Below are 22,991 nucleotides of genomic sequence, written 5' to 3' on the forward strand. Positions count from 1 at the left end.
AAGGGATCAGTCGCCGAACTCGTCGGCGCCCGCCCTGGCCATCGTCAGCAGCGAGCGGCTCGACTCGAGCTCGCTCTCGAGGCGCCGCCTGCGAGAGGCGTCGTCGGTGCCGGCGATCTGGGCCTCGAGGTCGGCGACCTTGGCCTCGAGCTGGGTGACGAGGCTGTTGGCCCGGGCGGAGAGCTCGGGGTTGCTCTTCTTCCACCGGTTGTCCTCGGCGTCGCGCACGGCCTGCTCGACCTTGCGCAGGCCCTTCTCCATGCGGTCGATGTCGCCGCGGGGGACCTTGCCGGCGGCCTCCCAGCGCTCCTGGATCGAGCGCAGCGAGGACTTGGCGGACTCGAGGTCCTTGATCGGGAGCAGCGCCTGGGCCTCGGTGAGCAGCCTCTCCTTGACCTCGAGGTTGCCGCGGAAGCTCTCGTCCTCGCGGGCGGCCTCGGCGTCCTTGGCCTCGAAGAAGGCGTCCTGGGCGCGGCGGAAGCGCTCCCACAGGGCGTCGTCGTCGCGCTTGCCGGCGCGGCCGGCGCGGCGCCAGTCGTCCATGAGGCGCTTGAAGGCGCCCGCCGTGGCTGCCCAGTCGGTGCTCGTCGAGAGGCGCTCGGCCTCGGTGACGAGGGCCTGCTTGGTCGCCTTGGCCTCGCCGCGGGTCGACTCGAGCTCGGCGAAGTGGTGGCGACGCCCCTTGTCGAAGGAGTTGCGGGCCTTCGAGAAGCGCTGCCACAGGGCGGACTCGACGTCCTTGTCGAGGCGCACCCCGGACTTCTGGTGCGACTTCCACGTGTCGAGGAGCTCGCGCATGCGGGCCGTGGAGGACTTCCACTGGATGCGCTCGACGGGCTGGGCGGCGATCTGCTCGGCCTCGGCGACGATCACCTCGCGCTCGGCGGCGGCGGCCTGCTTGGCCTGGGCTCGCTCGGCCTGCTCGCGGCTGCGCTTCTCGGCGAGGCCGGTCTCGATCTCGGTGACGAGGGCGCGCAGCGCGGGGAGGTCGCCGACGACGTTGGCCTCGTCGGTGTGGGACTTGAAGGAGGACAGACCCTCGGAGAGCTCCTTGGCGGTCACCTCGGGCGCGTCGAGACGCTGGCGCAGGAGGGTGGCCGAGGCGTGCAGCTCGTCGTACTTGCGGGCGAAGTACTGGAGGGCCTCCTCGGGCGTGGCCCCGGGGTAGGAGCCGACCTCGCGCTCCTCCTCGCCGTCGCGGACGAAGACCCGGCCCTCCTCGTCGACGCGCCCGAAGACGGCCGAGGCCGAGTGGTCCGTCGTCACCGCGGGGACCGGCGCGGCCGCGGGGCGCTTGGGTGCCATGCGGGCGAACGCGGCGGGGGAGGGCGCAGCAGGGCCAGGGGTCGGCGTAGGTGTCTCGTCGCTCACGAGACGCGAGCCTAGCCGCAGTGACCGGCTGGGTAGGCTGACTCCCCGTGCTGACCGTCACCTTCCCCGCCGCCGCCTTCGCGACGAACTGCTACGTCATCGCCCCTGGCCCGGGCGAGGAGTGCATCGTCGTCGACCCCGGGATCGGGGTCGAGGAGACCCTGCGGGAGGTCCTCACCGAGCACCGGCTCAAGCCGGCCGCGGTGCTCCTGACCCACGGTCACGTCGACCACGTCTACTCGGTGACGCCGGTGTGCGGCGGGGAGATCGCCGCGTACATCCACAGCGACGACCGCTACCGGCTCGTCGACCCGCTCGGCGGGAGCTCGCTCGGCCCGCAGCTCGTCGGGATGCTCGAGCAGCAGTTCGGCAAGAAGGCGACGTGGCGTGAGCCCGAGCGGGTCGTCGAGGTGCGCGACGCGGAGCGGGTCACCGTCGCCGGGATCGACCTCGACGTCGTCCACGCCCCGGGCCACACGGAGGGATCGGTGATGTTCGCCGTCGACCAGGTGCCCGAGGGGGTCCCCGCCGAGGCCGAGGTGGACCGCACCCTGATCACCGGTGACGTCCTCTTCGCCGGCTCGATCGGCCGCACCGACCTGCCCGGCGGGAGCCACGAGGCGATGATGCGCAGCCTGCGCGACGCCGTCCTGCCGCGCCCTGGCAGCAGCCTGGTCCTGCCCGGCCACGGCCCGGCGACGACGCTCGCCCGGGAGAAGGCCACCAACCCCTACCTGCAGGACCTCGCATGAGCCAGCCCAAGCCCCGCGCCACCAAGGTGACCCCGCTCTCCGGCTTCCCGGAGTACCTGCCCGAGCAGCGGATCGTCGAGCAGCACTTCCTCGACGTCATCCGGCGGACCTTCGAGCTGCACGGCTTCCCGTCGATCGAGACCCGCGCGGTCGAGCCGGTCGAGCGGCTGCTCGGCAAGGGCGGCGACGCCGACAAGGAGATCTACGGCGTGAGCCGCCTGGCGGCCGACCCGGGGGAGCGCAGCGACGCCGAGCTCGGTCTACACTTCGACCTCACCGTCCCCTTCGCCCGGTACGTCGTCGAGCACGCGGGCCGGCTCTCCTTCCCCTTCCGACGTCACCAGATCCAGAAGGTGTGGCGGGGCGAGCGGCCGCAGGAGGGGCGCTTCCGCGAGTTCACCCAGTGCGACATCGACGTCGTCGACGTCGGTGAGCTGGCCCCGCACTTCGAGGCGGAGATGCCGCTCGTCATGGCGGAGATCTTCAGCAAGCTGCCGATCGGCCAGATGGTTATCCAGGTCAACAACCGCAAGATCCCCGAGGGCTTCTACCGGGGTCTGGGCATCGAGGACGTCGCGGGGACCCTGCGCGTCGTCGACAAGCTCGACAAGATCGGTCCCGCGAAGGTGTCGGCGCTCCTCGTCGAGGCCGGCCTGGCCCCTGAGCAGGCGAACCAGGTGCTGGCCCTGGCGATGATCCGCACGGAGGACACCTCCTTCGTCGATCGTGTGCGCGCCCTCGGCGTCGAGCACCCGACCCTCGACGAGGGCCTCGAGGCGCTGCGGGCGGTCATCGAGACGGGCATGGCCAACGCTCCCGGCGCGATGGTCGCCGACCTCAAGATCGCCCGCGGGCTCGACTACTACACGGGCACGGTCTACGAGACCCAGCTCGTGGGTTTCGAGCAGTGGGGGTCCTTCTGCTCCGGGGGCCGTTACGACGCGCTCGCGAGCGACGGCCGGACGACCTACCCGGGCGTCGGCATCTCGATCGGTCTCTCGCGCCTGCTCGCGCTGCTCTTCTCGGAGGGCCTCGTCGAGGCCACCCGCAAGACGCCGGCCGCCGTCCTCGTCGCGGTCAACGACGAGGAGAGCCGCGCCCGCTCGGTCGCGGTGGCGACCGCCCTGCGGGCCCGTGGCATCGCCTGCGAGGTGGCGCCAGCCGCGGCGAGGTTCGGCAAGCAGATCCGCTACGCCGAGCGCCGCGGCATCCCCTTCGTCTGGTTCCCCGGCGCAGACGAGGGCAGCGACCAGGTCAAGGACATCCGCTCGGGCGACCAGCTCGACGCCGACGCCACGACGTGGGTCTGCCCGCCCGAGGACCTCCACCCGCGGGTCGTCGCCACCGCCTGAGCCGGTCGGCGAGCGAGGGGAGGGTCGGTGCTCCCTGCGGCGCGGAGGGTTACGCGAGCGGTGGGCGCGACCCCGGTGGTCGCAGACCCGCGTCCCTGAGCTCCAGGAGGGCGAGCGCCCGGACGATCTCGATCTCGCCGCGCCGCCAGGCCCCCGCGGGGTCGGGCGAGACCGCCGCGAGACGGGTCATCGGCTGGTTGGCCATCGCCCGCAGCGCGAAGAGGTCGAGGTCCGCGTCGGCGTCGATGAGCCGCTGCGCCGCGGTCGCGGTCCGGACGAAGCGGTAGCGCGTGAGTCCCCACCACAGCAGCGCGAGCAGGATCGGCACGAGCGCGGTGACGAGCGCGAGGGCCAGCGAGAGCCGCTCCACCGCGGTGACGAGGTCGGTGCCCGCCCGCTCGATGTCGGTCCCGGCGCCCGCGGCCTCGCGGAAGGGCGCTGCCACCCGGTCCTCGACGAGCGGCAGGTCGTCGACCCGGTCGCCGGCGGAGGTCATCTTGTCGCGGAAGCCGGACCCCGCCCCGGCCAGCCGCCGGCCCGGCTCGGTGAGCTCCATCGTCACGGCGTGCACCTTCGTCGCGGCCCAGACCCACAGCCAGACCCAGCCGAGCATCGCGAGGTCGGCGATCACCTGGGCGGTCCGGCGCGCGGGCAGGTCGGCGTAGAGCTTCATGGCGCCTACACTCCCACCCTGCGACCGTGTGTCGCGCCGGAGGACAACGGCGTCCTCCGGCTTCTCGCGGGGCGAAGGGGGAGAGGCATGGCTGGGTCCGACGCACCCTCGCGCCCCACCGAGATGGAGCGGGCGGTCCGCACCTGGCTCACCCATCTCGACGTCGAGCGGGGCGTCAGCCGGCACACCCTCGCCGCCTACCGTCGGGACACCGGCCGCTACCTCCAGCACCTCCAGGACGAAGGGGTGAGCGCACCCCAGGACGTCCGGCCCACCCATGTCAGCGGCTTCCTCACCCGGATCCGGGAGGGCGACGGCGACCATCCGCCGCTCGCCGCGACATCGGCCGCCCGCACCCTCGTCGCCGTCCGCGGGCTGCACAAGTTCCTCGCCCTCGAAGGGGTGACCGTCGACGACCCCGCCACGGACGTCGCCCCGCCCAAGCCCCCTTCGCGCCTGCCCAAGGCGATCACCGTCGACGAGGTGACCCGCCTCATCGAGGCCGCCGGGGGAGGGGAGAGTGAGGACAGCCCCGCTCGCCTGCGCGACCGTGCCCTCCTCGAGGTCCTCTACGCGACCGGGGCCCGGATCTCCGAGGCCGTCGGTCTCGACGTCGACGACATCGACCTCGAGGGCGGCGCCGTCCGGCTCTTCGGCAAGGGGAGCAAGGAGCGGGTCGTCCCGGTCGGCGGCTACGCGCGGGCAGCCGTCGAGGCGTGGCTCGTGCGTGGGCGCCCGGTCCTCGCGGCGAAGGGGAAGGCCGGCCCCGCTCTCTTCCTCAACCTCCGCGGCTCGCGCTTCTCCCGCCAGAGCGCCTGGACGATCATCACCACCGCCGCCGAGCGGGCGAAGATCCGCGGGGAGGTCTCGCCGCACACGCTGCGGCACTCCTTCGCCACCCACCTCCTCGAGGGCGGCGCCGACGTCCGCGTCGTCCAGGAGCTGCTCGGCCACGCCTCGGTGACGACGACGCAGATCTACACGATGGTGACCATCCAGCAGCTGCGCGAGGTCTACGCCCAGAGCCACCCGCGCGCCCGTTGACCCCCGGGCGGGCCGCGACCCGCTGGTAGTGTCGCCCTCGATCAGCGAGAGGCTGACCGACATTGCGCGATGGAGTGATCAGTACGTGGCACCCGAGGTGACGCCGCCGCTCGAGCTCGAGCACGGCCAGGCGACGGTCGGACCGACCGGACGCCCCCTTCCCGACTTCCCCGAGCCCGCCCCGCTCAGCTCGCACGGGCCGGCGCGGATCATCGCGATGTGCAACCAGAAGGGCGGCGTCGGAAAGACGACGACGACCATCAACCTCGGGGCGGCCCTCGTCGAGCTCGGCCGCAAGGTCCTCCTCGTCGACTTCGACCCCCAGGGCGCCCTGTCCGTCGGGCTCGGTGTCCCCACCCACCAGCTCGACGTGACGATCTACAACCTCCTCGTCGAGCGCGGTCACGACATCCGCGAGGTCATCCAGCACACGGGCGTCGAGGGCCTCGACGTCGTCCCGGCCAACATCGACCTCTCCGCCGCAGAGGTCCAGCTCGTCGGCGAGGTCGCCCGCGAGCAGATCCTCGCCCGCGTCCTGCGTCCCGTCCTCGACGAGTACGACGCGATCCTCATCGACTGCCAGCCGAGCCTGGGCCTGCTCACGGTCAACGCGCTGACCGCCGCGCACGGCGTGATCATCCCGCTCGAGACCGAGTACTTCGCGATGCGCGGCGTGGCCCTGCTCGTCGAGACGATCGAGAAGATCCAGGACCGGCTCAACCCGCGCCTCGAGATCGACGGCATCCTCGCGACGATGTACGACGGCCGGACCCTGCACAGCCGCGAGGTCGTCGGCAGCGTCGTGGACCACTTCGGGGACCGGGTCTTCCACACCGTCATCTCGCGGACGGTGAAGTTCCCCGACGCCACGCTCGCCGCCGAGCCGATCACCACCTACGCCACCGGGCACAACGCCGCCAACGCCTACCGGCAGCTCGCCCGTGAGCTCATCGCCCGCGGCGGGGCAGCCTGAGCCGATGAGCGACCCAGCCGTCGTCCCCGGCGGCGTCCTCACCCGTCGTCCGGCCCAGCAGGCCTTCACCGTCCACCTCGACAACTTCGAGGGCCCCTTCGACCTGCTCCTCGGGCTGATCAGCAAGCACAAGCTCGACATCACCGAGATCGCGCTGGCCAAGGTCACCGACGAGTTCATCGCCCACCTCCGGGCGATCCGGGCATCCGACACCGAGCTCGATCTCGGGCAGACCTCGGAGTTCCTCCTCGTCGCCGCGACGCTGCTCGACATCAAGGCCGCTCGCCTGCTGCCCGTGACCCGCGAGGACGACGAGGACGACCTCGCACTCATCGAGGCCCGCGACATCCTCTTCGCCCGCCTCCTGCAGTACCGCGCCTTCAAGGAGGTCGCCGCCCGCTTCGCCGACGAGCTGACCCGCAGCTCGCGCATGACGCCGCGGCAGGCGGGGCTCGAGCCTCAGTTCGCCAGCCTGCTGCCCGAGCTCGTCATGACGGTGACGCCCGAGCAGCTCGCGATGATCGCCGCGCGGGCGCTGACGCCCAAGGAGGAGCCGACGGTCGGCCTGACGCACCTCCACGCGCCCGCGGTGAGCGTCGTCGAGCAGGCGGGCATCATCGCGGACCGGCTGCGCGAGGACGGCGTCGCCTCCTTCCGCAGCCTCGTCCGTGACGCCGACAGCACCCTTGTCATCGTCGCCCGCTTCCTCGCCCTGCTCGAGCTCTTCCGCGAGAAGGCGGTCGCCTTCGAGCAGGCGGTCGCGCTCGGCGAGCTCACGGTGCGCTGGGTGGGCTCGGAGGACGGCGACATCCAGGTGAGCGACGAGTTCGACGAGGGCGACGACGCAGCCGCCGCCGAGCCCCAGACCGACGGAGACGACGATGAGTGAGACGGACGAGACCACCCCCGTGGAGGAGCCCCAGGTCGAGGACCCCTCGGCCGAGGTGCCCGAGGACGAAGGGGGTCAGCTGGCCCTCGACGTCGACGAGCTGCCCGGCGGGGTGCGGGGTGCCGTCGAGGCGGTCCTCATGGTCGTCGAGGAGCCGGTGAGCGAGGTCGCCCTCGCCACGGCGCTCGAGGTGACCGTCGAGGCGGTCCGCGAGGCGCTCGGCGAGATCGAGGCCGACCTCGCCGACGGCAAGCACGGCTACACGATCCGCTCCGTGGCCGGCGGCTGGCGCTTCTACTCCCACTCGGCGTACGCCGCGGTCGTCGAGCGCTTCATCCTTGACGGGCAGCAGGCTCGCCTGACCCAGGCGTCCCTGGAGACCCTCGCGGTCATCGCCTACCGCCAGCCGATCTCCCGCGCCCGCGTCGGGGCGGTCCGCGGCGTCAACGTCGACGGGGTGGTCCGCACCCTGCTCACGCGCGGTCTCATCACCGAGGTGAGCCACGACGGCGAGTCCGGCGCGATCCTCTACGGCACGACCGACACCTTCCTCGAGCGGATGGGGCTGGAGTCGCTCGACGACCTCCCGCCCATCGCTCCCTACCTGCCGGAGGCAGACATGATCGACGAGCTCGCAGCGCAGGGCCAGGCATGAGTGCGGCACGCGGAGGCGGCCAGGGCCGGTCCGGGGGAGCCGGGGGTGGCCGGGACGGCGGCGGTGGTGGTGGTCGTGCCGGTGGTGGCGCACGTCGGGGCCAGGGCCGACCGGCCCGCCCGAGCCAGTCCGGCTCGCGCAAGCGCCCGGTCGAGGGCGAGCGCCGCTCGAAGCCGCAGGGGCCCAAGCGCGGGACGACCGGCCGGTCCCGCCAGGACCAGCCGACGATCGCCCCCATGCCTCGATCTGCACCTGAGGTCGACGTCCACTCGCCCGACGGCGTGCGGCTGCAGAAGCTGCTGGCCGGCGCCGGCATCGGCTCGCGCCGCGCGTGCGAGCAGCTCATCGCCGAGGGGCGCGTCCAGGTCGACGGCCAGGTCGTCACCGAGCTCGGCGTGCGCGTCAACCCCGACGCGCAGACCGTCCATGTCGACGGGGAGCGGGTCCAGCTCGACGAGAGCCGGGTCTACCTCGCCTTCAACAAGCCGCTCGGGGTCGTGACGACGATGTCCGACGAGCTCGGCCGCCCGAGCATCGGCGACTACGTCCGGGACCGGCCGGAGCGCCTCTTCCACGTCGGCCGGCTCGACGTCGACACCGAGGGCCTGCTGCTGCTGACCAACGACGGCGAGATCTCCCACCGCCTCCAGCACCCGGCCTACGGGGTGCTCAAGACCTACATCGCCCAGGTCCCCGGCCCGCTGCCGCGCGACCTCGGCAAGACGCTGCGCTCCGGCGTGACCCTCGAGGACGGGCCGGTCACGGTCGACTCCTTCTCCGTCGTCGCCTCCTCCCCGGGCAAGGCGGTCGTCGAGATCGTCCTGCACGAGGGGCGCAACCACATCGTGCGTCGCCTCATGGAGGAGGTCGGTCACCCCGTCATCACCCTGACCCGCACCCAGATCGGCCCGATCGAGCTCGGCCAGACGAAGGTCGGCCGCTGGCGCAACCTCAGCCGCCGCGAGATCGGACAGCTCTACAAGGCGGTCGGCCTGTGACGACGCCGTCCGGCATCGACGGCACCTCCCGCGAGGTCCGGATCATCGGCACCGGGCTCATCGGCACCTCGATCGGCCTCGCCCTGCGCCGTACCGGCCTCGACCCGGTGCTCCAGGACCAGTCGGTCACCGCGATGACCCTGGCCCGCGACCTCGGCGCCGGCCGGCTCGGCCCGCGCCTGGGTCACGACGAGGGCTCCGACGGCGGAGCCCACCCGACCCCCGACGTCGTCGTCGTCGCGACACCGCCGGACATCACCCCTTCGGTCGTGGCCGACGCGCTCGCGCGGTGGCCCGAGGCCACGGTCACCGACGTCGCCTCGGTCAAGGGCGTCATCCTCGACGACCTGCGCCGGATGGGCGCGCCGCTGGCCCGCTACGTCGGCTCGCACCCCATGGCCGGGCGGGAGCGCAGCGGCGCCATCGCCGCCCGGCCCGACCTCTTCGAGGGGCGGGCCTGGGTCGTCTGCCCCGACGACGACGCCGACGCCGGCAGGGTCGACGTCGTCGAGCGGATCGCGCGGGCCTGCGGCTCTGTGGTCACCCGCCTGACCCCGGGCGAGCACGACGCCGCCGTCGCCGCCGTCTCGCACGTGCCCCAGGTCGCCGCCAGCCTCGTCGCCGCCCGGCTCGAGGCTCTGAGCGAGCAGGCCGTCGGCCTGTCCGGCCAGGGTGTGCGCGACGTCACCCGGGTCGCCGCGAGCGACCCTGGCCTGTGGACCCAGATCCTCTCCGGCAACGCCGCCTCCGTCCGCGCGGTCCTCACCGTCCTGCGCGACGAGCTCGACGGCGTCATCGGCGCGCTGCACGCGCTCGAGCAGGGGATCGACGAGGACGCCCCGGGCGCCCGCGCCGTCATCGCCCGAGCCATCGCCGGGGGCAACGCCGGCCACGCCCGGATCCCCGGCAAGCACGGCGCGGCGCCCACCTCCTACGGCGTCGTGAGCGTCGTCGTCGGCGACCGCCCCGGCGAGCTCGCCCGGCTCCTCGCCGACATCGGCGAGGCCGAGGTCAACCTCGAGGACCTGCGCCTCGACCACGGCCTCGGGCTGCCCTTCGGCGTCGCCGAGGTCTCCGTCCTGCCCGCCTCCGTCAGCCCGCTCGAGGAGGCGCTCCTCGCCCGGGGCTGGCAGCTGCACGGCTGACCCAGCGCCTAGGATCGGTGCCCATGACCACCCCCTTCGTCGTCGGAGTCGACGGGCCCTCCGGGTCCGGCAAGTCGAGCGTCTCGCGCGCGATCGCCGTCCACCTCGGTGGCGGGTACCTCGACACCGGGGCGATGTACCGGGCGCTCACCTGGTGGTGCCTCGAGACCGGCGTCGACCTCGGTGACGCGGACGCCGTCATCCGGGCGGCGACGGACCTGCCGCTCGCCATGAGCGCCGACCCGTCCGAGCCCGGCGTCGTCGTCGGCGAGACCGACGTGACCGAGGCGATCCGTACCTCCGAGATCAGCGCGCAGGTCTCCCGGGTCGCGACGATCCCCGAGGTCAGGGTCGAGATGCAGCAGCAGCAGCGCGACCTCATCACCGTCATCGCCGACGACCACGGCTCGGTGGTCGCCGAGGGTCGAGACATCACGACGGTCGTCGCCCCCGACGCCGACGTGCGACTCCTGCTCACGGCGAGCGAGGAGGCCCGGCTGCGCCGGCGCAGCGCCGAGCTCCACGGGCAGACCGACGACGAGGCGATCGAGCGCACCCGCGACGAGGTCGTCCGCCGCGATCAGGACGACTCGACGGTCTCGCAGTTCCTCACCGCCGCCGACGGTGTCGTCACCCTCGACACCTCCGACCTGACCTTCGAGGAGAGCGTGGCCGCGGCCCTCGAGGTCGTCGACGCGGCGCGTGGCTGAGGAGCGCTCACCAGGCGGCCTGCCGCCTGCCCTCGAGCGCCACGTCCCTGTCCGGACCACCCTGCGCGGCCGGGCCCGGGTCGGCCGGCTCATGGCCCGCGCCCTCCTCCCGCCCGTGCGTCCGGTGCAGTCCCACGGCGCCGAGCACGTCCCCTGCCGGGGGCCGGTGATCCTCGCGGCCAACCACATCGGCTTCCTCGACGGCATCGCGATCCACGGCACGGCCGGGCGGGCGGTCTCCTTCCTCGTCTACGACAAGGTCGTCGAGGGCTTCACCGGGCACCTGCTGCGGGCCGGCGGCGCCATCGCGCTGCCCCAGGACGCGACCGCGGCGAGGGCGCTCGGCCGCTCGGTCGGGGTCCTGCGCGCCGGGGGAGCGGTCGGGATCTTCCCCGAGGGCGCCCGCGGGAGAGGCCGCTTCGAGCTGACCTTCCCGGGTGTCGCCTGGCTGGCTCAGGTGACCGGCGCACCCGTCGTGCCCGTCGCCCTGCTCGGCACCCGCCTCACCGGACAGCTCGCCGGGGACCTCCCGGAGCGAGGGGCGAAGGTCGTCGTCGAGTACGGCCGCCCCCTCCGTCTCGCCCGCCCGGGCGGCCCCGTCCGACCGGTCCGCGAGGAGATCATGAGCGAGCTCGTGCCCGCCCTCGTCGACCACGTCGTCGCCGCCTCGGAGCGCCACGGGATCCCCCTGCCCGAGGACATCCCGCCGGACCTCCTCCCGGCCTGAGACAATGGAGGAGCACGGCACGCGCCCCGGCCCCCTGAGGCCGCGCGTGCCACCCCTTCGCCCCCGACATCCTCAAGGAGTCCCGCCGTGGACAGCCAGACGCCCGAGCCCGACGACCTCGTCCTCCCCGCGGAGGACGAAGGGGTCGAGCGTGTCCTGCGCGCCGGCCTGGAGGACTTCGAGCTGACGCCCGAGGACCAGGCCCTCATCGACGGCTTCCAGGAGGCCGAGGACGAGGGCTACGAGGGCGCGCTGCCCGTCGTGGCCATCATCGGACGGCCCAACGTCGGCAAGTCCACCCTCGTCAACCGGATCCTGCGCCGCCGTGAGGCGGTCGTCGAGGACGTCCCGGGCGTCACGCGTGACCGGGTGGCCTACGAAGGGGAGTGGGCCGGTCGTCGCTTCACGATCATCGACACCGGTGGCTGGGAGGCTGGCGCCGAGGGGATCCACCTCAAGGTGGCCGAGCAGGCCGAGGTCGCCATCGACATGGCTGACGTCGTGATGTTCGTCGTCGACGCCGTCGTCGGGGCGACCGACGACGACGAGGCCGTCGTCAAGCTGCTCCGGAAGTCGGGCAAGCCGGTCGTGCTCGTCGCGAACAAGGTGGACGACCAGCGCTTCGAGCCCGACGCCGCCGCGCTGTGGAACCTCGGGCTCGGCCAGCCGTGGCCCGTCTCGGCCCTCCACGGTCGCGGCAGCGGTGACGCGCTCGACGCCGTCCTCGACGTGCTGCCCGAGCGGTCGATGGTCGCGGACGCCCCGGCCGACGACGGACCCCGGCGCGTGGCCCTCATCGGTCGCCCGAACGTCGGCAAGTCCTCGCTGCTCAACAAGCTCGCGGGCGAGGAGCGGGTCGTCGTCGACAACGTCGCCGGCACGACACGCGACCCCGTCGACGAGCTCGTCGAGCTCGGTGGCCGCTGGTGGCGCTTCGTCGACACCGCGGGCATCCGGCGCCGCGTGCACCAGACCCGGGGGGCGGACTTCTACGCCTCGCTGCGCACGCAGACCGCGCTGGAGAAGGCCGAGGTCGCCGTGGTCCTCATCGACGCCGAGGAGTCCATCGCCGAGCAGGACCTGCGCGTCATCAGCCAGGTCGTCGAGGCCGGCCGCGCGCTCGTCATCGCCTACAACAAGTGGGACCTCCTCGACGAGGAGCGGCGCTACTACCTCGAGCGCGAGATCGAGCGCGAGCTCGTCCAGGTGCAGTGGGCGCCCCGGATCAACCTCTCGGCGCACACCGGCCGCCACGTCGACAAGCTCGTCCCGGCCCTGGACACCGCGCTCGACTCGTGGGACATGCGCGTGCCGACCTCGCGGCTCAACGCGATCATCGGGCAGATCGTCTCCGGTCACCCGCACCCGGTCCGGGGCGGCAAGCAGCCACGGATCCTCTTCGCGACCCAGGCCTCGACCCGTCCGCCGCGCTTCGTGCTCTTCGCCTCCGGCTTCATCGAGGCCGGCTACCGGCGCTTCCTCGAGCGTCGGCTGCGCGAGGAGTTCGGCTTCGAGGGCACCCCGATCGAGATCTCGGTGCGGGTGCGCGAGAAGCGCCGTCGCTGATCGCCGGACCGATTACGGGGCACGCCCACCGCTGAGTTAGAGTGTCCTGGCTCCGGCGACGGGGCGAGCACCGCACAACGGGATGTGGCGCAGCTTGGTAGCGCACTTGACTGGGGGTCAAGGGGTCGCAGGTTCAAATCCTGTCATCCCGACGTTGTGACGAAGGGCCTCTCCGGGCGACCGGGGGGGCCCTTCGCGTCGTCTCAGAGGGAGACGGCCATCCGCTCGACCGTCTCGGTGAGGATCTCCGGCGACGTGGCGATGTTGAGACGTACGTGGTCGCCCATGCCCGAGGCGAAGGGGGTGCCGGCCATGAGCGCGACCCTCGCCTCGTCGAGGAAGTGCCTGGCGGCCTCACGGCCGAGACCGAGGTCCGAGCAGTCCAGCCACGCGAGGTAGGTCGCCTCCATCGGGCGCCAGCGCACCGCGGGGAGGTGCTCGGCGAGCAGGTCGCCGAGCAGGGTCCGGTTGGCGTCGAGGTCGCGCACGAGAGCCCGCAGCCAGTCCTGCCCGCCCTCGAGCGCCGCGACGTGCGCCTGGACCGCGACATGGCTCGCGCCGTAGGGCGCCGACGGCGGGAAGCCGGCGAGGACGTCCTTCGCCTCGGGTCCCCCGACGACGACCGCGGCCTTGAAGCCCGCGAGGTTCCACCCCTTCGCCGCCGAGGTGACGACGACGGCCCGGCTGCTGCCCTCGACCCCGAGGACCGACGTGAAGGAGGCCCCGGCGAGGACGAGGGGCGCGTGGATCTCGTCGCTGACCACCCGTACCCCGTGCTCCTCGGCGAGCAGCAGGACGTCCCTCAGCTCCGCGGCCGTGTGCGCGACCCCGGTCGGGTTGTGCGGGTTGGCGAGGAGCAGCGCCGACCCGGGCCCGGCGTCGACGAAGGCCACCCGGAGCGAGTCCAGGTCGAGCCGCCCGGCGGGGGAGAGCGGCGCCTCCACGAGGCGCCGGCCGGTCTCCCCGACGACCGAGTGGAAGGGCGGGTAGACCGGCGTGGTGATGACCACGGCACCCTCGGGGCCCGTCCCGGCGCGAAGGGAGTGGGCCACCCCGGTCATGACGTCGGCGACGAGCGCCGTGGGGCAGTCCTCGAGCGACGTGCCCAGGTCGGCGTACCAGCGGGCCACGGCCTCTTCGTAGGGGCGACCCGAGGGGTAGCCGTAGTCGCCGGTCGCCGCCGCCCGCTCGAGCGCCGCGGCGACGGAGGGCGCGGGCAGGACGTCCATCTCCGCCACCCACAGCGGCAGGACGTCGGGGTCGTACTGGCGCCACTTGGCGGAGGTGCGCTCGCGCAGGACGCTCAGCGGGAGGGTGAGGAGGTCTCGGTCGGCCATGCCTCCACTGTCTCAGCCCGGCGAGCGCCTAGGCTGGCCCGGTGACGCAGGACCTCTCGACCGACCCCGCCGAGGGTGGCACCGGTGTGTGGACCCTGCCGAACGTCCTCTCGATGCTGCGTCTGCTCGGCGTCCCCGTCTTCCTCTGGGCCATCCTCACCGGGAACGACGGGATCGCCCTGGTCACCCTCATGGTCTCGGGGATCACCGACTACCTCGACGGCAAGATCGCCCGCACCTTCAACCTCACCTCGAAGCTCGGTGCGACCCTCGATCCCGTCGCCGACCGGCTCTACATCTTCACGACGGTGCTCGGGCTCGCCTATCGCGGGATCATCCCGTGGTGGCTCGTCGTCATCCTCATCGGCCGTGACGCGATCCTGTCGGTCGCGCTGCTCGTCGTGCGCAGCGAGGCGGCCCGCGGCCTGCCCGTCCACTTCGTCGGCAAGGCCGCGACCTTCAACCTGCTCTACGCCTTCCCGCTGCTGCTCCTCGCCGACGGCGACGGCCGTCTCGCCGAGATCGCGCGCCCGATCGGGTGGGGCTTCGCCTGGTGGGGGATCGGGCTCTACGTCGTCTCCGCGGTGATCTACCTCCTCGAGGTGTGGACCCTGGCGTCGAGGAGACCTCGTGCCGCCTGACTCGAAGGGGGAGCGCGCGCGCCGCCAGCTCATGGACGAGGGCGAGGGAGGCCGCCGGCCGGACGCGTCGATGACCCTCATCACCTCGATGCTCGAGCGACCACTCGACCCGGGGTACCAGGCCGCCGCCGACGAGCGGGTCCGCGCCGGGCTCCCCGCGAGCACCGGGCGCCGGACCCCGCTGCTCGTCCTCGCCCTGCTGCTCGTCGGTCTGCTCATCGGGGTTGCCGCCGTCGAGCTGCGCGGACGCGACTCGACCCGCGCGGAGACCCGCCGCGAGCTCATCGCCCGCATCGAGGACCGGCAGGCCACGGTCGACGAGCAGACCAACCGGGTCCGCACCCTCCAGGCCGAGGTCGACGCCGCCGCGGCCGCGCTCGAGCCAGAGCTCCCGGGGGACCGGACGAGGACCGTCGACGCGCTGCGCCTCAGCGACGGTGGCGTCGCCGTCACCGGTCCCGGGCTGCGGTTCGTCCTCGACGACGCGCCGGGCACCGACCCCACCGACGGGAGCGACCCGCGGGCGAAGGCCAACGACGACGGCCGGGTCCAGAGCCGCGACATCCAGATCGTCGTCAACGCGCTCTGGGCCTCGGGCGCCGAGGCGATCTCGGTCAACGGCCAACGCCTCACCTCGCGGACCGCGATCCGCTTCGCCGGGGACGCGATCCTGGTGAACTTCCGCCCGCTGACCCGGCCGTACACGGTCGAGGTGATCGGCGACCCCGAGGCGATGCGGGCCCGTTTCGCCGCGGGACCCGGAGGGGCCTACCTCAGCGGGCTGCAGCAGAACTTCGGCATCCAGGCCGGCATCGAGACCTCGGACGAGCTGACCCTCCCCAGCGTCGTCTCCACCACCCTGCGCAACGCACGGCCGCTGACCGACGGCACCGACCCCAAGGAGACCTCGTGATCCCCGCCCTCGGACTCGTCGCCGGGCTCGTCATCGGGCTGGTGCTCCAGCCCGACGTGCCGCTCTGGCTCCAGCCCTACCTGCCGATCGCCGTCATCGCCGCCCTCGACGCCGTCTTCGGTGCCGTCCGGGCCGCGCTCGACGGGATCTTCAACGACAAGGTCTTCGTCGTCTCCTTCCTCGCCAACGTCGTCGTGGCCGCCTTCATCGTCTTCCTCGGCGACCAGCTCGGCGTCGGCTCGCAGCTCTCCACCGGCGTCGTCGTCGTCCTCGGCGTGCGGATCTTCTCCAACGTCGCCTCCATCCGTCGGCACCTCTTCAACGCATGAGCGAGCCGGCCGCCCCCCCGCCCGAGGGCAGCACCCCTTCGCCGGAACCCGCGCACTCCTCGTCCGGCACCGACGCCGCACCCCTCCGGCGGTCGTGGCGCAGGATCTACCTCATGGCGCGGCCGCGCCCGACCCGGGCCAACTTCTTCGCCCTCGTCCTCGCGGCCCTGCTCGGCTTCGCCATCGCCACCCAGGTCAGCGAGACCCAGCAGCAGGGCCTGGAGGACCTGCGCCAGGACGAGCTCGTCCGGATCCTCGACGACGTCACGCAGAACGGCGAGCGCCTCGACGACCAGCTCGCCGAGCTCGAGCGCAGCCGCGACCAGCTCCGCGAGGCCGGCGGGTCCGAGGAGGCCGTCCGGGCCGCGCAGGAGCGCTTCGACACCCTGGGCATCCTCGCCGGCACCGTCCCTGCACGGGGCCCGGGCATCACGATGACGCTCGACGGTGACGAGAGCGCGGTGTCCGCGACGACCCTCATCGACGCGATGCAGGAGCTGCGGGACGCCGGCGCCGAGGCGATGCAGGTCGACGACGTGCGGCTCGTCGCAGGGAGCTACTTCACCGACGAGGGCGCCACGATCCAGGCCGACGGCGAGGCGCTGACCCGCCCGTACACCTTCACCGTCATCGGTGACCCGCAGACCCTCAGCTCGGCGATGGAGATCCCCGGCGGCATCACCGAGTCGGTCCGTGGACGAGGGGGGCGGGTGTCCGTGACGCAGCTAGACGACGTCTCTGTCGACGCCCTCCACAGCGTGCCGGAGCCCCGCTTCGCCCAGCCCGTGCCAGAGCCCTCCCCGTCCGGGTAGGGTCGCCGACGACACGCCGTCCAGATCCATCTCCGAGGAGCACACATGAGCGAGTACCCCGACGACCTGCGCTACACCTCCGACCACGAGTGGGTCCGCGAGACCGCGGACGGCGTGCGTGTGGGGATCACGAGCTACGCCCAGGAGGCGCTCGGCGACGTCGTCTTCGTGAGCCTGCCCAAGGTCGGCGACGAGGTCGTCCGGGGCGACGCCATCGGCGAGGTCGAGTCGACGAAGTCGGTGTCCGACCTCTACTCGCCGCTCACCGGCACGGTCACGGCGGTCAACGAGGCGCTCGACGCCACCCCGGAGCTCGTGAACTCCGACCCCTACGGCGACGGCTGGATGTTCGAGATGAGCCTCGGCGAGGAGCCTGGCACCTCCGACCTCCTCGACGCCGAGGCCTACGAGCAGCAGCTCGGGTGAGCCGGCCGCGGCGCACCGGCGCCCCTGTGTCCGGGCGCCGAGGTCGTCTAGTCTGTCCCTACCCCCGAAGAGCCAAGGAGGACTCTCGATGACCGGCCCGGACGAGCAGGCGCCCCAGCACCGCGTCGACCCTGCGACGCAGCAACTCTCGCGGGTGGAGTCCGCTCCCGGGCAGCGCGACCACATCGGTCGCCTGCTCACCCGCGAGGAGCAGGCCACGGTCGACGCGCTCCGTGCGGGGACGGCGCTGCTCATCGTCCTCCGCGGGCCCAACACCGGGGCACGATTCCTCCTCGACGACGCCGAGGTCACCTCGGGCCGCGGCCCGAGCAGCGACATCTTCCTCGACGACGTCACCGTCTCGCGCAAGCACGCGGTCTTCAGCCGTGGCGAGGACGGCTTCACCGTCCGCGACGTGGGCTCGCTCAACGGCACCTACGTCAATAGCGAGCGGATCGACTCGGCCCTGCTGCGGACGGGTGACGAGGTCCAGATCGGCAAGTTCCGACTGGTCTTCTACGTCGGCACCACGTAGGTGCCCGGCGCAGGGCCCAGCGTCGGGATCGGCGCGGTCCTCGACGCGCTCGTCGAGGACCACCCCGACGTCACGATCTCGAAGATCCGCTACCTCGAGGCCCAGGGCCTCATCACGCCGGAGCGCACCCCGAAGGGGTCGCGGCGGTACCGTCCCGAGGACATCGAGCGGCTCCGTTTCGTCCTGACCGCGCAACGCGACCGCTTCTGGCCGCTCAAGGTCATCCATGCCCACCTCGACGCGCTGGACCGCGGCCTCGTCCCCGCCGAGGTCCCCTCGGGGGAGACCGCCGTCGTCCCGCCGACGGGGGGGCGCACGGATGCCGACGCGCTCCTGCCGCGACCACCCCTTCGCCTCACCGCCGAGGAGCTCCGGGCGGCTGCCGGGATCGACGCGGCGACGCTGCGAGACCTCGTGAGCTACGGGCTCGTCCGGGCCCACGCCGGTCACTACGGGGCGGAGGACCTCGACGTCGCGGTCGCCGCCGGCGCCCTGGTCGAGGCCGGTATCGAGGTCCGGCACCTGCGGCCCTTCCGCACCGCGGCCGAGCGCGAGGTCGGGCTCGTCGAGCACGTCCGTGCGCGCACCCCCGGTCGGGGCGCCGCGCGTGAGGCCGAGATGCAGCGGAGGGCGGCCGAGGTCGCCGCCGCGTGCCTCGACCTGCACACCGCTCTCGTCCGGGCCCAGGTCGGCGCACTACGGTAGGGACCGTGATCGTCCTCGATGTCCTCGGTGTCCGGGTGGAGATGCCCACCTCGCAGCCCATCGTCCTGCTCCGCGAGCGGGACGGCTCGCGGTACGTCCCGATCTGGATCGGTGCGGCCGAGGCGACCTCGATCGCCTACGCGCAGGAGGGGGTCGAGCCGCCGCGGCCGCTGACCCACGACCTGCTCGTCGACGTCGTGGAGGCCGTGGGCCGCAAGGTCGCCTCCGTCGAGATCGTCCGTCTCGACGAGGGCGTCTTCTACGCCAACCTCGTCCTCGACGACGGTACCCGCGTGGACGCCCGCTCCTCCGACGCCATCGCGGTGGCGCTGCGCTGCGGCGCGGACATCCTCGCCACGGAGGCGCTCGTCGACGCGGCCGGGGTCGAGTCCTCCGCCGAGGAGGACGAGGTCGAGAAGTTCAAGGAGTTCCTCGAGGAGATCTCCCCTGAGGACTTCGAGGTCGGCGACGACCCCGGCACCGCAACCGATTCGTGACCGACACGCCCGGGCGCCGAGGCGGCCCGGTCGTTGACCACCTCCGACCCTGGTCGTACGGTGAAAGCACACCGCACGACAGCGGTGTGATTACCTCGGGCGCTCCCGCGCCCGCCGCTCCAGGAGGCCCGGTGGACCGCACGTCGCAGGACGACACCCCTCCGGTCTCGGCGCGCGCGCAGGGAGTGCTCTTCGACGACGACCTGCCTGAGCTGCGCGAGGACCTCGGCTACCGGGGTCCGGCAGCCTGCAAGGCGGCCGGCATCACCTACCGTCAGCTCGACTACTGGGCCCGCACCGGGCTCGTCGAGCCGTCCGTGCGGGGGGCCCACGGCTCCGGCAGCCAGCGCCTCTACGGCTTCCGGGACATCCTCGTCCTCAAGGTCGTCAAGCGCCTGCTCGACACCGGCGTCTCGCTCCAGCAGATCCGGGTCGCCATCTCGCACCTGCGCGAGCGCGGCGTCGAGGACCTCGCCCAGATCACCCTCATGAGCGACGGCGCGAGCGTCTACGAGTGCACCTCCGCGGACGAGGTCATCGACCTCGTCCAGGGCGGTCAGGGCGTCTTCGGGATCGCCGTCGGGCGCGTCTGGCGCGAGGTCGAGGGCTCGCTCATGGAGCTGCCCTCGGAGCGCTACGACGACGAGGACCCGGCCGACATGCCCGAGGTCCCGGGCGACGAGATCGGCGCCCGTCGCCGCGCCAAGCTCGCCTGAGCCTCCCTTCCGCGCACCCCCGACGGGTGTCCCGACCTGCCGCCGACCCGGCTGCGGAACGTCGGCGCGCTGATATTGTCGGCCTCGCTGCACACCCCGTGGGGGAGAGTCCCCGTGTCGCACGACGACGGGGCGCCGAAGGGGCAAACTCCCCGGAACCTCTCAGGCGCCCGGACCCCGCGGATCAGGCATCTCTGGAGCGCCCCGGCGCGACAGATGGGGAGGCGTACCTGCTGTGCCTCGATCACCTAGGGAGCCTTCATGACTGCACCGTCTCTGCCCGACTTCGTCGGCCGTCACATCGGCCCGCGCGACCACGACGTCGACGCGATGCTCGAGACGGTGGGACAGCCGAGCCTCGAGGCGCTGTGCGACGTCGCGGTGCCCGGAGCGATCCGGATGAGCGGGTCGCTCGACGTCGAGGCCGCGACGAGCGAGCTGGCGGTCCTCGAGGAGCTGCGCGGCCTCGCGGAGAAGAACTCCGTGCTCACCTCCATGATCGGCCTCGGCTACTACGGCACGATCACGCCGCCGGTCATCCAGCGCAACGTCCTCGAGAACCCGGCCTGGTACACCGCCTACACGCCGTACCAGCCGGAGATCTCCCAGGGCCGGCTCGAGGCCCTGCTGAACTTCCAGACGGTCGTCAGCGACCTCACCGCGCTGAGCATCTCCGGGGCGTCCCTGCTCGACGAGTCCACCGCCGCCGCCGAGGCGATGACCCTCATGCGCCGCGCCTCGAAGGTCAAGGACGGTGCGGTCCTGCTCGTCGACGAGGGGCTCTTCCCGCAGACGCGTGCGGTCATCGAGACCCGGGCGACCCCCCTCGGGATCTCCGTCGTCGCGGCCGACCTGCGTGAGGTCACCTCGACCGAGGACCTCGAGCGCCTCACCGACGGTCGCGGTGTCTTCGGCGTCATGGTCCAGTACCCGGCGGCCGACGGCCTGATCCATGACTGGCGTGCGCTGGCCGAGGCCGCCCACGAGAGCGGTGCGCTCGTCGCTGCGGCCGCCGACCTGCTCGCCCTCACCCTGCTCACGGCGCCGGGGGAGTGGGGCGCGGACATCGCGGTCGGCACGACCCAGCGCTTCGGGGTGCCGATGGGCTTCGGTGGCCCGCACGCCGGATACATGTCGGTCCGCGAAGGGCTTGAGCGCTCGCTCCCGGGCCGCCTCGTCGGCGTGTCCGTGGACTCGGCCGGCAACCAGGCCTACCGGCTCGCGCTGCAGACCCGCGAGCAGCACATCCGGCGCGACCGCGCGACGAGCAACATCTGCACCGCTCAGGTCCTGCTCGCCGTCATGGCCTCGATGTACGCCGTCTACCACGGCCCCGACGGGCTGCGCCGGATCGCGCAGCGGGTGCACTCCACGGCCCGCAGCCTGAGCGACGCGCTGCAGGAGCGCGGTGCCGAGGTCGCCGAGGGGCACTGGTTCGACACCCTGCGGGTCGTCGTGCCCGGTCGCGCGGACGAGGTCGTCGCGGCCGCGGCGGAGGCCGGCGTCAACATCTGGCGCCAGGACGCTGACACCGTGCTCCTCAGCGTCGACGAGACGACCGACCCGACCGAGGTCGCGGCCGTGGCCTCGGCCTTCGGCGATGGGTCGACGGACGAGTCCGAGGGCCCGGCCGTCGTCGACAGCTCGAGCGCCGAGCTCGTCGAGCCGAGCTGGCCCGAGCACCTCGTCCGCACGAGCGGCTACCTCACCCACCCGGTCTTCCACGAGCACCGCAGCGAGACCCAGATGCTGCGCTACCTGCGTCGGCTCTCGGACCGCGACTTCGCGCTCGACCGCGGGATGATCCCGCTCGGCTCGTGCACGATGAAGCTCAACGCGACGACCGAGATGGCGGCCATCACCTGGCCGGAGTTCGCCGGGCTGCACCCCTTCGCCCCGGCCGACCAGACCGTCGGCATCCGTGAGCTCATCGCCCAGCTCTCCGACTGGCTGTGCGAGATCACCGGCTACGACGCGGTCTCGCTCCAGCCCAACGCCGGCTCGCAGGGCGAGCTCGCGGGCCTGCTGGCCATCCGTGCATACCACGCGTCGCGCGGTGACAGCGAGCGGACGATCTGCCTCATCCCGTCGAGCGCCCACGGCACCAACGCGGCCTCCGCGGTCATGGCGGGCATGAAGGTCGTCGTCGTCAAGACCGACACCATCACCGGCAACGTCGACATGGACGACCTCAAGCACAAGATCGTCGAGCACGAGGACCGCATCGCGGCGATCATGGTGACCTACCCGTCGACGCACGGCGTCTACGAGGACACCATCAGTGACCTGTGCGCGATGGTCCACGACGCGGGCGGTCAGGTCTACGTCGACGGTGCCAACCTCAACGCGCTCGTCGGGCTCGCCCAGCCGGGCAGGTTCGGCGCGGACGTCAGCCACCTCAACCTGCACAAGACCTTCTGCATCCCGCACGGCGGCGGCGGCCCCGGGGTCGGCCCGGTCGCGGTGCGCGAGCACCTCGCGCCGTACCTGCCCAACCACCCGCTGGCACCCGAGGCGGGCCCCGAGACGGGGGTCGGTCCGGTCTCCGCGGCCCCGTACGGCTCGGCGGACATCCTCCCGATCTCGTGGGCGTACGTGCGTCTCATGGGTGGGGCCGGGCTGGCCCGCGCGACCGAGGTGGCGGTGCTCAACGCCAACTACATCGCTGCCCGCCTCCGGGACAGCTACCCGGTGCTCTACAGCGGCCAGGACGGCATCGTCGCGCACGAGTGCATCCTCGACCTGCGTCCGCTCACCAAGGACACGGGAGTGACCGTCGACGACGTCGCGAAGCGGCTCATCGACTACGGCTTCCACGCCCCGACGATGTCCTTCCCCGTCGCGGGGACGCTCATGGTCGAGCCGACCGAGAGCGAGGACAAGGGCGAGATCGACCGCTTCTGCGACGCGATGATCGAGATCCGTCGGGAGATCGACGAGGCGGCCGCGGGCGAAGGGGTGGAGTCCAGCGTCCTGCGCGGTGCCCCGCACACGGCGGAGACCCTCGTCGGGGAGTGGGACCGGGCGTACGACCGGGCCACCGCGGTCTTCCCGGGCGGCGTCGGCGCGGCCGACAAGTACTGGCCGCCGGTCGGCCGGATCGACGGCGCCTACGGCGACCGCAACCTCGTGTGCTCGTGCCCGTCGCCCGAGGAGCTCGCCGAGATGTCCTGAGCGGGTGGTCGGCCGGGTCGGCGAGGGCGGCAGATCCGTCCCGGTCGTGAG

Annotated in this window: 24 protein-coding genes, 1 tRNA gene and 1 riboswitch; of the genes, 22 read left to right on the forward strand and 3 right to left on the reverse strand. The window is 72.6% G+C overall.

Translation table 11 applies throughout. The annotated features are described in order from the left end of the window. Positions 1-6: 6 nt before the first annotated feature. A complete protein-coding gene (locus JNO54_RS09300; protein ID WP_204143649.1) occupies positions 7-1,305 on the reverse strand; it encodes a DUF349 domain-containing protein in 1,299 nt (432 codons plus the stop codon). A 113-nt stretch (positions 1,306-1,418) separates the two neighbouring features. Between JNO54_RS09300 and JNO54_RS09305 the strand changes: the two genes are divergently transcribed. After that, complete coding sequence (locus JNO54_RS09305; RefSeq protein WP_204143650.1) at positions 1,419-2,123, forward strand: MBL fold metallo-hydrolase; 705 nt, start codon at positions 1,419-1,421, stop codon at positions 2,121-2,123. Next, entirely contained in the window at positions 2,120-3,475 is a 1,356-nt protein-coding gene (gene hisS / locus JNO54_RS09310) for a histidine--tRNA ligase (protein ID WP_204143651.1), read from the forward strand. The genes JNO54_RS09305 and hisS overlap by 4 nt, the downstream gene beginning before the upstream one ends. 49 nt (positions 3,476-3,524) lie before the next feature. Here the strand turns inward: hisS and JNO54_RS09315 are convergent, their stop codons facing one another. Next, positions 3,525-4,148 carry a hypothetical protein gene (locus JNO54_RS09315; RefSeq protein WP_204143652.1) on the reverse strand — a complete coding sequence of 208 codons (624 nt, stop codon included), beginning with the start codon at positions 4,146-4,148 and terminating at the stop codon, positions 3,525-3,527. An 87-nt stretch (positions 4,149-4,235) separates the two neighbouring features. On the opposite strand from JNO54_RS09315, the gene xerD reads away from it, so the two are divergent. The 10 genes from xerD (at position 4,236) to JNO54_RS09365 (ending at position 13,007) form a co-directional block, all read left to right on the forward strand. After that, entirely contained in the window at positions 4,236-5,192 is a 957-nt protein-coding gene (gene xerD / locus JNO54_RS09320; protein WP_204143653.1) for a site-specific tyrosine recombinase XerD, read from the forward strand. A gap of 85 nt (positions 5,193-5,277) precedes the next feature. Then, on the forward strand, positions 5,278-6,165 hold the full coding sequence (locus JNO54_RS09325) for a ParA family protein (protein ID WP_307818144.1): 888 nt from the start codon (positions 5,278-5,280) through the stop codon (positions 6,163-6,165). Between the two features lie 4 nt (positions 6,166-6,169). Then, entirely contained in the window at positions 6,170-7,054 is an 885-nt protein-coding gene (locus tag JNO54_RS09330) for a segregation and condensation protein A (protein WP_204143654.1), read from the forward strand. Then, on the forward strand, positions 7,047-7,709 hold the full coding sequence (scpB, locus tag JNO54_RS09335; protein ID WP_204143655.1) for an SMC-Scp complex subunit ScpB: 663 nt from the start codon (positions 7,047-7,049) through the stop codon (positions 7,707-7,709). The genes JNO54_RS09330 and scpB overlap by 8 nt, the downstream gene beginning before the upstream one ends. After that, positions 7,706-8,707, forward strand: coding sequence for a pseudouridine synthase (locus JNO54_RS09340; protein ID WP_204143656.1), 1,002 nt, complete (start codon positions 7,706-7,708; stop codon positions 8,705-8,707). Before scpB ends, JNO54_RS09340 begins: the two co-directional genes overlap by 4 nt. Further along, positions 8,704-9,852: a prephenate dehydrogenase gene (locus JNO54_RS09345; protein WP_307818145.1), complete on the forward strand. Its 1,149-nt coding sequence runs from the start codon at positions 8,704-8,706 to the stop codon at positions 9,850-9,852. The genes JNO54_RS09340 and JNO54_RS09345 overlap by 4 nt, the downstream gene beginning before the upstream one ends. Before the next feature lie 23 nt (positions 9,853-9,875). Next, positions 9,876-10,562, forward strand: a complete 687-nt coding sequence (gene cmk, locus JNO54_RS09350; RefSeq protein ID WP_204143657.1) for a (d)CMP kinase — start codon at positions 9,876-9,878, stop codon at positions 10,560-10,562. Then, on the forward strand, positions 10,555-11,289 hold the full coding sequence (locus tag JNO54_RS09355; RefSeq protein WP_204143658.1) for a lysophospholipid acyltransferase family protein: 735 nt from the start codon (positions 10,555-10,557) through the stop codon (positions 11,287-11,289). Before cmk ends, JNO54_RS09355 begins: the two co-directional genes overlap by 8 nt. A gap of 87 nt (positions 11,290-11,376) precedes the next feature. Continuing rightward, entirely contained in the window at positions 11,377-12,855 is a 1,479-nt protein-coding gene (der, locus tag JNO54_RS09360; protein ID WP_204143659.1) for a ribosome biogenesis GTPase Der, read from the forward strand. Between the two features lie 78 nt (positions 12,856-12,933). Beyond that, positions 12,934-13,007, forward strand: a tRNA-Pro gene (locus JNO54_RS09365). 51 nt (positions 13,008-13,058) lie between these two features. Here the strand turns inward: JNO54_RS09365 and JNO54_RS09370 are convergent. After that, positions 13,059-14,192, reverse strand: a complete 1,134-nt coding sequence (locus JNO54_RS09370; RefSeq protein ID WP_204143660.1) for a MalY/PatB family protein — start codon at positions 14,190-14,192, stop codon at positions 13,059-13,061. A 41-nt stretch (positions 14,193-14,233) separates the two neighbouring features. On the opposite strand from JNO54_RS09370, the gene clsA reads away from it, so the two are divergent. From clsA to gcvP, 10 genes are all read left to right on the forward strand, one after another. After that, a complete protein-coding gene (gene clsA, locus JNO54_RS09375) occupies positions 14,234-14,833 on the forward strand; it encodes a cardiolipin synthase ClsA (protein ID WP_204143661.1) in 600 nt (199 codons plus the stop codon). Next, positions 14,823-15,746 carry a DUF881 domain-containing protein gene (locus tag JNO54_RS09380; protein ID WP_204143662.1) on the forward strand — a complete coding sequence of 308 codons (924 nt, stop codon included), beginning with the start codon at positions 14,823-14,825 and terminating at the stop codon, positions 15,744-15,746. The genes clsA and JNO54_RS09380 overlap by 11 nt, the downstream gene beginning before the upstream one ends. Continuing rightward, complete coding sequence (locus tag JNO54_RS09385) at positions 15,743-16,075, forward strand: small basic family protein (protein ID WP_204143663.1); 333 nt, start codon at positions 15,743-15,745, stop codon at positions 16,073-16,075. The genes JNO54_RS09380 and JNO54_RS09385 overlap by 4 nt, the downstream gene beginning before the upstream one ends. Continuing rightward, the gene (locus JNO54_RS09390) at positions 16,072-16,887 is read left to right on the forward strand and encodes a DUF881 domain-containing protein (RefSeq protein WP_204143664.1); all 816 of its coding nucleotides are present in this window, start codon (positions 16,072-16,074) and stop codon (positions 16,885-16,887) included. The genes JNO54_RS09385 and JNO54_RS09390 overlap by 4 nt, the downstream gene beginning before the upstream one ends. 45 nt (positions 16,888-16,932) lie before the next feature. Continuing rightward, the gene (gene gcvH / locus JNO54_RS09395; RefSeq protein ID WP_204143665.1) at positions 16,933-17,313 is read left to right on the forward strand and encodes a glycine cleavage system protein GcvH; all 381 of its coding nucleotides are present in this window, start codon (positions 16,933-16,935) and stop codon (positions 17,311-17,313) included. 88 nt (positions 17,314-17,401) lie between these two features. Next, on the forward strand, positions 17,402-17,848 hold the full coding sequence (locus JNO54_RS09400) for an FHA domain-containing protein (RefSeq protein WP_204143666.1): 447 nt from the start codon (positions 17,402-17,404) through the stop codon (positions 17,846-17,848). After that, positions 17,849-18,553, forward strand: a complete 705-nt coding sequence (ftsR, locus tag JNO54_RS09405; protein ID WP_204143667.1) for a transcriptional regulator FtsR — start codon at positions 17,849-17,851, stop codon at positions 18,551-18,553. Between the two features lie 5 nt (positions 18,554-18,558). Next, positions 18,559-19,050, forward strand: a complete 492-nt coding sequence (locus JNO54_RS09410) for a bifunctional nuclease family protein (RefSeq protein WP_204143668.1) — start codon at positions 18,559-18,561, stop codon at positions 19,048-19,050. A gap of 131 nt (positions 19,051-19,181) precedes the next feature. Then, positions 19,182-19,766, forward strand: coding sequence for a MerR family transcriptional regulator (locus tag JNO54_RS09415; protein ID WP_307818146.1), 585 nt, complete (start codon positions 19,182-19,184; stop codon positions 19,764-19,766). A gap of 91 nt (positions 19,767-19,857) precedes the next feature. After that, positions 19,858-19,954: riboswitch (glycine riboswitch) on the forward strand. 73 nt (positions 19,955-20,027) lie between these two features. After that, the gene (gene gcvP / locus JNO54_RS09420) at positions 20,028-22,940 is read left to right on the forward strand and encodes an aminomethyl-transferring glycine dehydrogenase (protein ID WP_204143670.1); all 2,913 of its coding nucleotides are present in this window, start codon (positions 20,028-20,030) and stop codon (positions 22,938-22,940) included. The last annotated feature ends 51 nt before the right edge of the window (positions 22,941-22,991 follow it).

This window comes from Janibacter endophyticus (assembly GCF_016888335.1).
Classification (GTDB): Bacteria; Actinomycetota; Actinomycetes; order Actinomycetales; family Dermatophilaceae; genus Marihabitans; species Marihabitans endophyticum.

What these genes read in the sequence shown, in the direction of transcription:
- JNO54_RS09300 (WP_204143649.1), bottom strand. Translation starts at nt 1,305, where the DNA reads ATGGCACCCAAGCGCCCCGCGGCCGCGCCGGTCCCCGCGGTGACGACG.
- hisS (WP_204143651.1), top strand. Translation starts at nt 2,120, where the DNA reads ATGAGCCAGCCCAAGCCCCGCGCCACCAAGGTGACCCCGCTCTCCGGC.
- JNO54_RS09315 (WP_204143652.1), bottom strand. Translation starts at nt 4,148, where the DNA reads ATGAAGCTCTACGCCGACCTGCCCGCGCGCCGGACCGCCCAGGTGATC.
- xerD (WP_204143653.1), top strand. Translation starts at nt 4,236, where the DNA reads ATGGCTGGGTCCGACGCACCCTCGCGCCCCACCGAGATGGAGCGGGCG.
- JNO54_RS09330 (WP_204143654.1), top strand. Translation starts at nt 6,170, where the DNA reads ATGAGCGACCCAGCCGTCGTCCCCGGCGGCGTCCTCACCCGTCGTCCG.
- scpB (WP_204143655.1), top strand. Translation starts at nt 7,047, where the DNA reads ATGAGTGAGACGGACGAGACCACCCCCGTGGAGGAGCCCCAGGTCGAG.
- JNO54_RS09340 (WP_204143656.1), top strand. Translation starts at nt 7,706, where the DNA reads ATGAGTGCGGCACGCGGAGGCGGCCAGGGCCGGTCCGGGGGAGCCGGG.
- cmk (WP_204143657.1), top strand. Translation starts at nt 9,876, where the DNA reads ATGACCACCCCCTTCGTCGTCGGAGTCGACGGGCCCTCCGGGTCCGGC.
- JNO54_RS09370 (WP_204143660.1), bottom strand. Translation starts at nt 14,192, where the DNA reads ATGGCCGACCGAGACCTCCTCACCCTCCCGCTGAGCGTCCTGCGCGAG.
- JNO54_RS09390 (WP_204143664.1), top strand. Translation starts at nt 16,072, where the DNA reads ATGAGCGAGCCGGCCGCCCCCCCGCCCGAGGGCAGCACCCCTTCGCCG.
- gcvH (WP_204143665.1), top strand. Translation starts at nt 16,933, where the DNA reads ATGAGCGAGTACCCCGACGACCTGCGCTACACCTCCGACCACGAGTGG.
- JNO54_RS09400 (WP_204143666.1), top strand. Translation starts at nt 17,402, where the DNA reads ATGACCGGCCCGGACGAGCAGGCGCCCCAGCACCGCGTCGACCCTGCG.
- gcvP (WP_204143670.1), top strand. Translation starts at nt 20,028, where the DNA reads ATGACTGCACCGTCTCTGCCCGACTTCGTCGGCCGTCACATCGGCCCG.